Consider the following 14,016-nt stretch of genomic DNA (forward strand, 5'->3'; position numbering starts at 1 on the left):
AACAATCAGCCTTTGATCCCGTAATGTTCAAGCATCGCATCCAGTTGCGGCTCGCGGCCGCGGAAGCGTTTGAACAGCACCATTGGCTCTTCAGACCCGCCACGGGTCAGGATGTTGTCGAGGAACGACTGGCCGGTTTCGCGGTTGAAGATCCCCTCTTCTTCGAAGCGAGAGAAGGCATCCGCCGCCAGCACGTCGGCCCACAGGTAGCTGTAGTAGCCCGCCGCGTAGCCGCCCGCGAAGATGTGGCTGAACGCGTGCGGGAAGCGGCCCCAGGTTGGCCCTGGAATAACGGCAACCTGCTTTTTAATCTCGGCAAGAGTTTCAAGGATTTTCGCGCCCTGCTCCGGGCTAAACTCCGCGTGCAGGCGGAAGTCGAACAGGCCGAACTCCAGCTGACGCAGGATGAACATTGCCGCCTGGTAGTTTTTCGCCGCCAGCATTTTATCCAGCAGCGCTTTTGGCAGCGGTTCGCCGGTTTCATAGTGACCGGAGATAAACGCCAGCGCGTCCGGCTCCCAGCACCAGTTTTCCATAAACTGGCTTGGCAGCTCGACCGCATCCCACGGCACGCCGCTGATGCCGGCAACGCCTGCGGTTTCGATGCGGGTCAGCATATGGTGCAGGCCGTGACCGAACTCGTGGAACAGGGTAATCACTTCGTCATGCGTGAACAGCGCAGGCTTGCCGCTCACCGGGCGGTTGAAGTTACAGGTCAGGTAGGCGACCGGCTTCTGCAGGGAGCCATCGGCTTTACGCATCTGGCCCACGCAGTCGTCCATCCACGCCCCGCCGCGCTTGTTTTCACGCGCGTAGAGGTCAAGGTAGAAGCTGCCGCGCAGCTCGTTTTTCTCGTCATACAGCTCGAAGAAGCGCACGTCCGGGTGCCAGACGTCGATATCAGTACGCTCTTTGGCGGTGATGCCATAGATGCGTTTCACCACTTCGAACAGGCCGTTTACGGCTTTGTTTTCCGGGAAGTACGGGCGCAGCTGCTCGTCGCTGATGCTGTAGAGGTGCTGCTTCTGTTTTTCGCTGTAGTAGGCGATATCCCACGGCTGCAGCTCGTCCACGCCGAACTCCGCTTTCGCGAAGGCGCGCAGCTGGGCCAGCTCTTTCTCACCCTGAGGACGGGCGCGTTTCGCCAGATCGGTCAGGAAGTCGAGCACCTGCTGCGGGTTTTCCGCCATTTTGGTGGCGAGGGATTTATCGGCGTAGCTGTCGAAGCCGAGCAGCTGGGCCAGCTCGTGGCGCAGGGCGAGGATCTCCGCCATCACCGGGCTGTTGTCCCACTTACCGGCATTCGGCCCCTGATCGGATGCGCGAGTGCTGTACGCGCGATACATCTCTTCGCGCAGGGTCTGGTTGTCGCAGTAGGTCATCACCGGCAGATAGCTTGGGATATCCAGCGTTAACAGGAAACCTTCCTGCTCTTTCGCTTCGGCCTGGGCTTTTGCCGCCGCCAGCGCGCTTTCAGGCATACCGGCCAGTTCAGATTCATCGGTAATCAGCTTTGTCCAGCCCATGGTGGCGTCGAGGACGTTGTTGCTGTACTGGTTGCCCAGCTCGGACAGGCGCGCGGCGATTTCACCGTAGCGAACCTGCTTCTCTTTTGGCAGACCGATACCGGACAGCTCAAAATCACGCAGGGCGTTATCGACGGATTTTTTCTGCGCCGTGTTCAGTTCAGCATAGTGGTCGCCGTCGCGCAGGTCGCGGTAGGCTTTGTACAGCCCTTCGTGCTGACCAACCCAGGTGCTGTACTCAGAGAGCAGCGGCAGGGTTTGTTCGTAAGCTTCGCGCAGTTCCGGGCTGTTTTTAACCGAGTTCAGGTGGCTCACCGGGGAGAAGATGCGCCCCAGCACGTCGTCCACTTCGGCCAGCGGCTGACACAGATTTTCCCAGGTGTACGGCCCGCCCTGCGCAACCACGCTTTCTACCGCCGCACGGCAGTTTTCCAGCGACCGGGTAACGGCTGGAACAACATGCTCAGGGAGGATTTTAGAAAACGGCGGCAACGAAAAAGGCGTCAGTAATGGATTGGTCATAAACGCTGTCCTGTTGAAATAGGTGAATGAAGCGCGCATCCGGCGCTGTGCATATTGTTCAGTAATGGGGTTAAGTGTAGAGGATTTCAATAGCCGCGCTTACCGGGCCTACGGGTAATCTGTGCCGTTCTGCTGTAAACTGTGGCAAATCGTCAATTCAGCGGAATATCAATACCCATGCTCAGTTATCGCCACAGCTTCCACGCAGGCAACCACGCCGACGTCCTTAAACACACCGTTCAGAGCCTGATCATCGAATCGCTCAAAGAGAAAGAGAAGCCGTTTCTCTATCTGGACACCCACGCGGGCGCGGGCCGTTACCAGCTGAGCGGCGAACATGCTGAGCGTACCGGCGAATATCTGGAAGGGATTGCCCGCATCTGGCAACAGGACGATCTGCCTGCCGAGCTGGAGCCGTACATCGGCGTGGTCAATCACTTCAACCGCAACGGCCAGCTTCGCTACTACCCGGGCTCGCCGCTGATTGCCCGCCAGCTGCTGCGCGAGCAGGACAGCCTCCAGCTGACCGAGCTGCATCCGAGCGACTTCCCGCTGCTGCGTTCTGAATTCCAGAAAGACAGCCGCGCCCGCGTGGAAAAATCCGACGGCTACCAGCAGCTGAAAGCCAGGCTACCGCCGGTTTCCCGTCGCGGCCTGGTGCTGATAGACCCGCCGTACGAAATCAAAACCGACTATCAGGCGGTGGTGACCGGCATCCACGAAGGCTACAAACGCTTCGCCACCGGGACATACGCCCTGTGGTACCCGGTAGTGCTGCGCGCGCAGATCAAACGCATGATCAAAGATCTGGAGGCGACCGGCATCCGCAAAATCCTGCAGATTGAGCTGGCGGTACGCCCGGACAGCGATCAGCGCGGCATGACCGCCTCCGGGATGATTGTGATCAACCCGCCGTGGAAGCTTGAAGCTCAGATGAACAACGTGCTGCCGTGGCTGCACAAAACGCTGGTGCCAGCGGGTACAGGCCACGCCACCGTCAGTTGGATCGTGCCTGAGTAATCGCAGCCATCGGTGGAAACTATTGATTTCAGGTATACAATCGCGGCAATTCACGATTAAGGACAAAAGCTATGACTAAGCATTATGACTACATCGCAATCGGCGGCGGCAGCGGCGGCATCGCCTCCATCAACCGCGCGGCCATGTACGGCCAGAAGTGTGCGCTGATTGAAGCCAAAGCGCTGGGCGGCACCTGCGTGAACGTGGGTTGTGTACCGAAGAAAGTGATGTGGCACGCGGCGCAAATCCGTGAAGCTATCCATATGTACGGCCCGGACTACGGCTTTGACACCACCATCAACCACTTCGACTGGGACAAGCTGATCGCCAGCCGTACCGCCTACATCGACCGTATTCACACCTCATACGACAACGTGCTGGGCAAGAATAACGTCGACGTGATCCACGGTTTCGCCCGCTTTGTTGACGCGAAAACGATCGAAGTGAACGGCGAGACGATCACCGCCGATCATATTCTGATCGCCACCGGCGGCCGTCCGAGCCACCCGAATATTCCGGGCGCTGAATACGGCATCGACTCCGACGGTTTCTTCGAGCTGCCTGCCCTGCCAAAACGCGTTGCCGTTGTTGGCGCGGGGTACATCGCGGTGGAACTGGCCGGCGTGATTAACGGCCTGGGCGCAGAAGCGCACCTGTTCGTGCGTAAGCACGCGCCGCTGCGCAGCTTTGACCCGCTGATTGTCGATACCCTGGTCGAAGTGATGAACACCGAAGGCCCGACCCTGCACACTAATGCCGTGCCAAAAGCGGTGGTGAAAAACGCGGACGGCAGCCTGACGCTTGAGCTGGAAGATGGCCGCAGCCAGACCGTTGATTGCCTGATCTGGGCGATTGGTCGTGAACCGGCGAACGACAGCTTCAACCTGGCTGTAACGGGCGTGAAAACCAACGATAAAGGCTACATCGTCGTCGATAAGTTCCAGAATACCAGCGTGCCGGGCATTTACGCGGTCGGCGATAACACCGGTGCCGTTGAGCTGACGCCGGTAGCTGTTGCGGCGGGCCGTCGTCTCTCCGAGCGCCTGTTTAACAACAAGCCGGACGAGCATCTGGACTACAGCAATATCCCGACCGTGGTCTTCAGCCACCCGCCAATCGGCACCGTCGGCTTAACCGAGCCTCAGGCGCGCGAGCAGTATGGCGACGACCAGGTGAAAGTGTATAAATCGGCGTTCACCGCGATGTATACCGCGGTTACCTCCCACCGCCAGCCGTGCCGCATGAAGCTGGTCTGCGTGGGTCCGGAAGAGAAGATTGTCGGCATCCACGGCATCGGCTTCGGCATGGATGAGATCCTGCAGGGCTTTGCGGTGGCGCTGAAGATGGGCGCAACCAAAAAAGACTTCGACAATACCGTGGCGATCCACCCGACGGCGGCGGAAGAGTTTGTGACGATGCGCTAACCAGAGCGTTACAGGATGGCACTACGCCATTTTTTCCTGTATCGCTTTTTTGACATCACGGACAAATGCCGCAACCTGCGGCATTTTTTCTGCCCAGTCCACGGTGACCAACCCGAGATACTCTGCACGCGCCTCCTCCAGCAGTTTCGCATGAGCTTCGGGCAATTGCGGCCGCAGCCAGGCAGCGGCCTCGTCTTTAGCCGCGATCTTACCCGTCTCAACGCTATACCCGATACGCGCCAGCGTCAGGAGGATGTGTCTTTCATCCCCCTTAAGATCGTCAGCCCTGCTCCACAGCGCCAGAGTCTGACGAAAGGTCTCCAGCAGATCGTTTTCTGGCACAGCCTCGAATAACTCGCAGGCCGCTTTTCCCCGCAGAGGGAGACTGTTCTGACGCGCTTTGGTCAGTAAAATCGCCAGATCGGGGTCGGGCTGAGCCGGTTCGTATTTCCCGTTTGTAATATCATCCCGTAGCCATTCTCCAAACTGCAGTTCCCGCACGGGCGGAAAGTGCCATGGCACAATCTGCGACCAGACTACGACCGTTACTTCCAGCGCCCGGTAAATCTCCGACGTGCCGGGCCAGGCCGAAATCGCCAGCAGCTTCTGCATCAAGGTATGGCGTTGTTCATCCCGCAGCGGCGAACGTACCGTGACCAGCAGGTCGATATCGCTCAGCGGCTTCAGGCCGCCGTCCATCGCCGAACCGTATAAGTGAATTGCCATCAGCTCGCTTCCGAGAACGCTTTCGATGAGCGCGCAGGCGCTCTGTAGCTGTTTTTGTGCGCAGGGGGGCTCGTTCATCCTACCTCTTCGTCTGACGATAGCTGCTGATTAAACCGGGTTATCTCTTCCAGCACGCGGTTGACCAAAAGGTCAATCTCTTGCCAGGGTCGATCGTCGTTACAGGCTGTTTCCAGCTGTTCACAGGCTTGCTGCAAAGATGTCATGCTCATCATCCTTGCGCCACCATTGATACGGTGCGCCATACGGCCAACCTTATCGCGATTTTTCTGTGCGAGCCACTGCGTCAACTGGCTGGCATCCTGTCTGTTCACCTCCACCATTTCGGCCTGCAGCGCCCGCGTGGCATCGCTCTCCAGGGCAGGCATCGCGCTGCTGCCGGCAAAATAACGATCCAGCAACGTCTGGAGTTTTTCCGCCGTCAGCGGTTTCTCCAGATATTCATTCATACCAGCATCGATACAGCGCGCTGCCGTTTCTACGCCGCTCATCGCCGTCAGGCCGAATATCGGGATAGGCGGATGACCATAAAGCTGTTCGGTATGACGGATCTGCTGCGCCAGCTCATAGCCGTCCATCTCCGGCATCGTGCAGTCGGTAATAATCACATCGTAGCGGCCAGGATTTTGCTGCCACATCGACAGCGCCTCCGCCCCCTGTGTCGCCAGCGAAACCCGGTGCCCCCAGGACTCCAGCCGCTGCCGCAGCGCACGGCGTGCTGGCGGATAGTCGTCGACCCCAAGAATATGCAGGCTGCGCATATGTTCGACAGGCGGAGGGGTTAACACTTTGCTGGCGGCAGGCACCGCGTTGAAGTGAAGGCTCACCACGCAGCCCTCATGCGGTTCACTGTCGATACGTACCTCCGCACCGGCGGCATGGGCCATATACAGGCAGGCCGGTAAACTGAACCCGGTGTCGGTCCACTCTGATTTCAGCGTCACGTGGTGCGCTCGTCTGGCAATGTCCTCAATCAGGTGCTCGTCAATGCCCTCGCCCCGATCGCACACTTCGATGACCAGCGGGATCGTCGTGGCATTCGGCTCTTTGCTGCCCTCATACACTTCAACGTCAATATCCTGACCATTCGAATGCTTGATGGCGTTACGCAGCAGGCTGGAGAGGATGCGAATAATCAGCAGCGGATCGGTGGTAAAACGCTCGGTAGAGAGCTCGATCAGCACGTTCAGGGTGATCCCTTTCGCTTCAGCCTGCTGCCGGTAAAGCGCCACGGTACTGTGGATTAACTGGGGCAGATGCGTGCTGCGCATCGTTCCGTTCAGCTGCGGGTTATCTGCACGGAAGACGTCAAACATATCGCCGATCAGCGAAAGCAGGTTGAGGGAGGATTCCCAAATCAGATTCAGGTTTTCATTATGCTCATGCCGCGCATCAAGCGCCTGAAGCTCCATCTCCAGCAGGCCGGTGATGACGCTGAGTGGGGTGCGCACTTCATGCCCCATGCTCTGCATAAAGGCGTTTTTGCTGCCTATTGCCTGCTCAAGATTACCCTTCGTCTCAGAGAGCTGAGCAATCAGCAGCTCTTTTTCAGTGACATCCAGCCAGCCGCCAATCAGACCACCAATTTCACCCTGACTGTCGTGCCACGGCACAACCCAGCCCTGCAGGTAGCGCGTCTGGTTGTTTATCGTAAAACTGTCAGCCCAGTTCTGCGGTTGCCCATCCTGTAACGCCTGCTGGTATTTCGCCTCCAGGTTCGCCAGCACCGCCGGTTCTACCATGTCGATCGCGGTTACTGGCTGCCCCTGGAAGGCATCGCCCGGCTGGCCGATGGTATCCGCCCAGGCCTGGTTGTAGCGCAGCAGATGGCCGTTACGATCGCGAACGTAGAGCGCCACGGGCGAGGCGTCGATCAGCGCCTGGGTAAAACGTAACTGTTCGGTAAGCTGGCGCTGCAAGACATTGCCACGGCGCAGCGCGGCGCGCAGATACTGTATCCATAGCCAACACCCTGTCACCACCAGCAGAAGCAGCACGCCCCAGACCAGAGAATTGAGTAATGAACTTTGCGCCCAGGTTTCGCTATTGTCGATGGCCGCTTGTCGCCAGTCACCCGCCAGCTGCATCAGTGCCTGCGGCTGCATATCTGCCAGCGCTTTATTGAGAATATTAACTGGCTGGCTGGTCTCGGTTTGCGCGGCAATGACGACATCGATGAGGGGGACAGGCACCGTGACGGCCAGATGAAAACGGGTGGGATGATGGCGCGTCACCAGGTAGTTGGCGATAAACTGCGGCGCGATCACACCGCGCACTTCGCCTTTTTTCAACCGCGCCAGCGCGTCGTCCATGTGGGTCAACGACACCAGTTTGATTGTAGGATACCAGGTTTCCAGCCAGGGGCGCAGCGGATCGTCGGCCATAATCGCCAGCTTTTCACCCTTCAGCTGGGCAAAATCGTCCGGCCGTTTGATCGTCTGATCCATCACCACCACGGCCGGCGTGGTGAGCAACGGCGAGGTCATCGCCATGGCCGCGGACGTTTTTTGCGACACGTCAGCCACCTGCCTGAGCACCAGCGCATCCGGGTTATTCTGCTTTAACGCGTTGAGTTCGTCGTCGCTACCGGCGGTCAATATCGTGAAGTGAATATCATACTGCTCGCTAAATTGGTTGAGCAGATCAACCACCAGACCCGCTGGCGTGCCATCCTCCAGAAACGAGAGCGGGCGCTGGCGACTATCCAGAATCACCTGGATCTGACTATGCTCACGCAGCCAGTTCTCCTCCTCCCGATCCAGCGCCAGCGGATTGGCGGTAATGACGAAGCTCCGGTTAAGCCCCCAACTGGTGGTAATACGCAAACGGCTGGCTAAGGGGATATGTTTGAACACCGCGTCGATGGCTTCCACCAGTTGCGGCAGCTGGCGATCTACACCAAAACTCATGTTCAGATTGGGCAGCGCCGGGCTGTAGCGCCAGCGTATCCCCTGAGCCTGATGATACTGGGTAAGGTACTCCGCACTGGCCCGGTTAATCCACAGGGCATCTATCTGCTTAAACGCCAGCGCGCTGACGGCTGAAGGATACCAGGACTGGAAACGGAGCATACTGCCGGGATAGTGGCGACGCAGCGCCGGGCTGGCGTTGGTATCAGTCATCAAACCTAATGTCTTTGGGCTCTCTTCAGGCGCGTCATCGGCTCGCTCGCGAGTGGTCATTAAGACTGACTTATCCAGCAGCCATGGCGGCGTGGTCACCAGTTCGGCGTTTGGCCACAGCTCCGGGTTCCACATCGCCACCATCTGAATTTCATGGCGACGCAGCGCCTGGAAAGCATCACGACTCTGGTTGTAATAGTGGAGTTTGACGTTGACCTTCAGGCTATCTTCCAGCAACGCTAGATAATCGGCCGCAATCCCGCTGAAAAGTCCGTGCCCCATGCCTTCGCTGAGAGGAGGATGCGGAGACCCCCAGACGCCCACGTGAAGCGTCTGATTGTGTTTCAGCCATTGTTGCACGTCACCACTAAACTGGACATGCGGCGCATTGACCTGCACGCGGCGTTGCAGGGTCAGTTCCTGGGCCTGAATCTGCCCGATACTGCAAAGCAGCATAAAAAGGCTAATTAACCGGGCAGTGATAAAACGCATCGTTGGAGTCGTTCCCTGAAAAGTGAGGGCTGGAAATCAGCAGGCTGGCACAGCGTTAATTTTAGCAACCGCGCTTCGTTATGCATTGTCTGGATAACCGCCATAATTTGCAGGAATTTTAGCAATAGGTGGGCAAATCGGGATTAAGGTCGGTCTTGTTTTTAAAAACTATCGTCAGCGGATTTTTATAAGACCGGACTTATTGTCCCCTCCTCTGCTGGAAGGTAAAAACGCAGCAGATTTGCTATGCGTAAACAGGTTCCACAAAAAATGAATAACACGTTAACTGCCCACGGCGAAAACACTGCCGATGCCCATAAAGAGATGGCGACTGACGATCAATTCCCTGCACTGGTCGAAATCGCGCTCGGCGATATTTTCATTCAGGGGGAAGAGCGTCTTTTTATCGACGACGTTAATCAGCAGCTACTGATAAAAGGCCCTCCCGGGCAGCGGGTCAATCTGTCCGATCTGCTTCCAGCAGAATCAGAGCCAGGAGAATGGATGAAAGCCAGAGGCTCCGTTACCGTGAATGGCGTGCAATATGAGGTTTATCACCATCCGGGTATTGAGACGGAGCTACTGGTCCAGACAGGACTAGACGTTGCGCCTCAGACGTAATCAGGTTGCGTAATAACCTCAACCTGCACCTCGCCCGCGCGAAAACCGTCAGCAAGGAAGAATGGGATAGGCAATCGCCACTGCCCATCACGCACCAACGCCGTATAGCGATAGCTCTCCCCCTCAATCCGTAATACGACAGCCTGCTTTTCACCGCTGGCTTTCTCGCTCGGCCCCGCCAGCACGGTAAACCCGGCGTTGCTGCCCACGTGGAAGTGCTCAGTCTGCCAGCGAACAGGCGGATGTGCAGGCCACGGTTGAGCATGGTGAAAGGCGAAGATCTCATCATGATTCAAAATGCTCTGCCGGACCGTAGGCCAGATCGCCACTTTGAGGAAATACTGGTCGGTGAAACGGGCGCTTCCCCGGTAGCTCGCCACAAACTGACGCATCATTCCTTCCACGTCTGGGATCGCGCCGCCACAGCCGCCCCACATCCCTGCCAGCAACAGCTCGGTATGGGTGAAATAGTCGCGCATATGGTGGAAATAAAACGGCGAGCGCAGCCAGTCTTCCACGCAAACCTGTTCCCGTTCAGAGAGCAGAGAGTCAGCGTCACGCACTAAAAAACGCTCGACCTGCGGGTCATCCATCACCAGAAAACGCCACAGCGTGGGATAGATGCGCTTTTCCTGGCTCATATCCACCAGCGCGGCACCCGCCTGCGCCAGCCGCTGCCAGACGTGCTGGGGCACGGAGTCATCCAGATACACGCGACAGCGCCAGCCGGGAAACAGCTCTGCGGCGGCCTCAATGTTTTTAATTAAGGTTTCGCAGTAGCGCGGCAGATCGCCATACAGACTGAACGCGATAATGTTTTTTTCCGGGCAATCCGCCTGAAAAGGTGGCGGTGGTGTCTGGGGCAGCGGCCAGGCGGTTCCCTGACGAAAACGCTGGTCAGAGAGGGTCAACGACTCCAGACCATACGCGCGCATTTCATCCGTTTTGCCCATATGGCCGCACAGTTCCGCCAGGCCATCGAGCCAGGTTTCTGACGCTTCATGACGACGGGGCGACTGATAAATCTTGCGGTAGACTTTGTACGCCTTGTCATGTTTTCCCTCACGCATCAGGCTAAGGGCGTAATCGCTCTGTACCGACATATTATGCGGCAGAACGGCCAGCGCTTTTTCGCAGCAGCGAGAGGCCGTCGCATAATCCGTCACGGCCATTGCATGACGGTACTGCTCCGCCAGGGCAGCAAATGTCTGACGCATTGCTTCTTGTTTTGCAGCAGATGGATGAGGTTGAAGGGATCGACGCATTGTCCAGGCTCAAAATCAAATAATCGTGCGTATGATTTTCCCATTCGTCTGTAAAGTAAGCGACAAGACCCGTCTTGATGTTCCCGGCAGTCAATGATGGCGCAGGATTTAAGCAGCAAAAAGCAGGCGAAAATGCACGCTTATATTAGTATTGAGAGGATAGCGTAGAAATAATAACGTTCCTGACCAGACATTGTGCTTTTCGTTATTCACAATCGCCAGAATAATAACCAAGCCTTGTCTTATAACAATGCTTTTAACGTTTAATCAGAATATCACTTTCAGTATCTTATGCTCAGGAGCGTTATAAAAAGTTATGCGTCACTACCTTCGTCGTTTTTTGCTTCTGGTTTTATTTTTATTCGTGATGCCTCCGGCACACAGCGAAGAATATAAGATTCTGATGCGCACCCCCATTGAGGGCATGAGTCGCTTGCCGCTCACTGACGAGCAGGCAACGCTGCTAAAGCATATGCAAAACTTGACGGTGGGTATCACACGTTATGACGTGCCTCCTTTCGGCATGCGCAACATACGCCATGAATATGAGGGGCTGAGCGCCGACTATCTCGGCCTGGTGTCCTGGCAGCTTAATCTGCCGGTGCAGGTTAAAATGTACGACTCGCAGGAAGAGCTGTGGCAGGCGCTGGCGCGCGGTGATATCGATCTTATCCCCTCGGTCTCCGCCTTTGACGCCAACGACGCATTTGTCTTCTCAACGCCCTATGCCAGCGATAAACCGGTGCTGGGGGCGAACGACCGGGATACCCAGCCTCTCGCGGACGACCTTGCTAACACCGACGTCGCGATGGTCCGGGACTACCTGCCTCTGGCACAGGTGAAAGCGGCCTATCCCAACGCGCGCTTTCGCCTGTTTGACAGCTATCAGGAAGCGCTGAGCGCCGTGGCGTTTGGGCATTCACGCGCCTATCTCGGTAACAGCTATTCGCTGAGCCGAAACTATTTAAACAATATTCATATCGATCGCATCTCGCGGCTGCCCAACCGTGAAGTGGGGTTCGCCCTGAGCCAGAATAACCCGCTGCTTAACCAGTTGATTAACGCGACCATCCGCGCGGTACCCGAAGAGGAAAAGCTGGATCTCTATCGCCGCTGGCAGCCCGATCGGGTCGATATTGCACAGGGAACCAAGTCGCTGGTCTTTACCGACCAGGAGAAAGCGTGGATCGCCCGGCATCCGGTGGTGAACGTGCTCATCTACAGCCAGGATAATGCCGCCCCGGTCTCCTTTATCGATAACAAGGGGATGCTGCGCGGGGTAGTGGCGGATCTCTTCTCCGTGGTGTCATTGCGCACCGGCTTGCGCTTTAGCTTTGAGACCGGCAATACCACCGATGATTTGATAGCCCAGGTCAACCACGGGCAGGCTGACATGCTCGCGTCAGTGACGCCGAGCGAGGCGCGCAAGGGTCAGGTCCTCTTCACGCGGCCCTACTTACGCAGCGCGTTTGCTCTTGCCACATCATCCTCACGTAACGACATTAACACGCTGGCCGACCTGCGCGGCAAACGCCTGGCGCTGGTGAAAAACATCGGCGTGGAGCAGCTGGTGCGCGAACGTTACCCGGAGATCAAAATAGTTCACGTGGGCAATGAATCGCAGCTGCTCGCCAGCATCACCAACGGCGATGCCGACGCGGCAATAGGTATTCTGGTGATGACGGATTACCAGATCTACACCAATTTTCAGGACAAGCTGAAGGTGGTTTCGATTGTTGGCGACTCCCCCGCCTGGATCTCCTTTGGCGTTGGCCTGGCAAGCCCGGAACTGCAGAGCATTCTGGATAAAGTCCTGCTGAGTATCTCACCCATTGAGATGGAAAACCTGGCGAACCGCTGGCGACCCAACGAGCTGGTGGTGGTCGACAGCTTCTGGTATCGCTATCGCGAAGTGCTGATTGCCACGGGTGTCTTCAGCGCCGTTCTGGTGCTATTAGCGCTGGGATGGGCGCTCTATTTACGTCGGCAGATTGTGCGTAAAGCGGCGCTGCGCAGGCAACTGAACGAGCAGCTCACCCAGCTGCGCGAGATGCTGACCGAACGTGAATCGCTGCTGGCGGAACTGAGCGAGGCGAAAGATCGCGCCGAAGACTCTAACCGGGCAAAATCGGTGTTCCTGTCAACCATGAGCCATGAGATCCGCACCCCGATGAACGCCATTATCGGCATGCTGGACATCGTTCTGAAAAAAGGGCGCAAGGGCGAGCACGATCTTCAGGCGCTGGAAGTCGCCTACGACTCGGCAGAGGGTCTGGTGGGGTTGATTGGCGATATCCTGGATATCTCCCGTATCGAGGGAGGGCATCTCGATTTCAACCCGGAACCCGTGCAGTTCGGCAAACTCATCGACAACATGATGCGGGTGTTCCAGGGCGTGGCGATAGAAAAAAATATCCAGTTGAATAAGGTCTTCCCGACAGAGGCGCTGTATGAGGTCTATGCCGACCCGCTGCGTATTAAGCAGGTGCTCTCCAACCTGCTAAGCAACGCCATCAAGTTTACCGACCGCGGCAGCGTGACGCTGACCTTATCTCAGCGTGAGGAGCCCGGCACCGATAACATCCAGTTTGTCATTGAGGTGCAGGACAGCGGTATCGGTATTGATGCCAGCCAGCAGGCCGCACTCTTTAAGCCGTTCAGCCAGGCGGACAATCGTCGGGCGGGCACCGGCCTTGGGTTATATATCAGCCGAACCATCTGTGAAAGCATGAATGGCACGCTCACGCTCGCCAGCGAAAAGCATGTCGGTACCACCGTCAGGGCGACCTTCTCCCTGCCTAAAGTTACCCGTGCCGTTACGCCCCGTGCCCAGCCTGATGCGGAAGATGAAAAGTTACCGGCGCTTAACGTGCTGGTGGTGGATGACAATCCCGCAAACCGCATCCTGTTGGCCAAACAGCTGGCCTGGCTGGGGCAGCATGCGCATCTGGCTTCCGGTGGCGATGAGGCCCTCAAAATCTGGGCCGATACTGCCTTTGATGTGGTTATCACCGACTGCAATATGCCGGGCATCAACGGTTATCAGCTAACGGGCATGATGCGTAACGCTGAGCGTGAGCAGGGCCGGACACCGGCATGGATTATTGGTTTTACCGCCAATGCGATGCATGAGATTAAGGAACGGTGTTTGCAGGCGGGAATGAACGATTGTCTGTTTAAGCCGTGCTCTATTAGCGATCTGGCGACGGCGCTGCGTAACAGTACTTCTTGCCGGGTGGCGCTGCGCTGAGCTGGCCTACAATCGACAATAATATCAATT

8 protein-coding genes are annotated in these 14,016 nt (G+C 57.1%); 4 read left to right on the top strand and 4 right to left on the bottom strand.

Annotation, left to right across the window (positions count from 1 at the left end):
• Positions 1 to 5 precede the first annotated feature (5 nt).
• Positions 6 to 2,048, bottom strand: coding sequence for an oligopeptidase A (gene prlC / locus AB8818_RS18020; RefSeq protein ID WP_163330615.1), 2,043 nt, complete (start codon positions 2,046 to 2,048; stop codon positions 6 to 8).
• 177 nt (positions 2,049 to 2,225) lie between these two features.
• Between prlC and AB8818_RS18025 the strand changes: the two genes are divergently transcribed.
• Both AB8818_RS18025 and gorA read left to right on the top strand, forming a co-directional pair.
• Positions 2,226 to 3,068 (top strand): 23S rRNA (adenine(2030)-N(6))-methyltransferase RlmJ, encoded by an 843-nt coding sequence (locus AB8818_RS18025; protein WP_109846188.1) that lies wholly within the window; start codon positions 2,226 to 2,228, stop codon positions 3,066 to 3,068.
• Between the two features lie 71 nt (positions 3,069 to 3,139).
• Positions 3,140 to 4,492: a glutathione-disulfide reductase gene (gene gorA, locus AB8818_RS18030; RefSeq protein ID WP_116342808.1), complete on the top strand. Its 1,353-nt coding sequence runs from the start codon at positions 3,140 to 3,142 to the stop codon at positions 4,490 to 4,492.
• Positions 4,493 to 4,513: 21 nt separating this feature from the next.
• Here the strand turns inward: gorA and AB8818_RS18035 are convergent, their stop codons facing one another.
• Together AB8818_RS18035 and AB8818_RS18040 are read right to left on the bottom strand one after the other, a co-directional pair.
• Positions 4,514 to 5,296, bottom strand: coding sequence for an aminoglycoside adenylyltransferase family protein (locus AB8818_RS18035; protein WP_166712576.1), 783 nt, complete (start codon positions 5,294 to 5,296; stop codon positions 4,514 to 4,516).
• Entirely contained in the window at positions 5,293 to 8,850 is a 3,558-nt protein-coding gene (locus AB8818_RS18040; RefSeq protein ID WP_371199937.1) for a response regulator, read from the bottom strand. The genes AB8818_RS18035 and AB8818_RS18040 overlap by 4 nt, the downstream gene beginning before the upstream one ends.
• Positions 8,851 to 9,096: 246 nt before the next feature.
• Between AB8818_RS18040 and AB8818_RS18045 the strand changes: the two genes are divergently transcribed.
• On the top strand, positions 9,097 to 9,471 hold the full coding sequence (locus AB8818_RS18045; RefSeq protein ID WP_226857623.1) for a Biofilm associated protein A: 375 nt from the start codon (positions 9,097 to 9,099) through the stop codon (positions 9,469 to 9,471).
• Here the strand turns inward: AB8818_RS18045 and AB8818_RS18050 are convergent.
• Positions 9,462 to 10,688: a tetratricopeptide repeat protein gene (locus tag AB8818_RS18050; RefSeq protein ID WP_166712580.1), complete on the bottom strand. Its 1,227-nt coding sequence runs from the start codon at positions 10,686 to 10,688 to the stop codon at positions 9,462 to 9,464. The two genes, AB8818_RS18045 and AB8818_RS18050, sit on opposite strands and share 10 nt — an antisense overlap.
• A 451-nt stretch (positions 10,689 to 11,139) precedes the next feature.
• On the opposite strand from AB8818_RS18050, the gene AB8818_RS18055 reads away from it, so the two are divergent.
• Positions 11,140 to 13,986: a transporter substrate-binding domain-containing protein gene (locus AB8818_RS18055; protein WP_302220491.1), complete on the top strand. Its 2,847-nt coding sequence runs from the start codon at positions 11,140 to 11,142 to the stop codon at positions 13,984 to 13,986.
• Positions 13,987 to 14,016: the final 30 nt, after the last annotated feature.

It is taken from the genome of Enterobacter sp. KB-280D8 (genome assembly GCF_041399405.1).
Taxonomy (GTDB): domain Bacteria; phylum Pseudomonadota; class Gammaproteobacteria; order Enterobacterales; family Enterobacteriaceae; genus Enterobacter; species Enterobacter cloacae_N.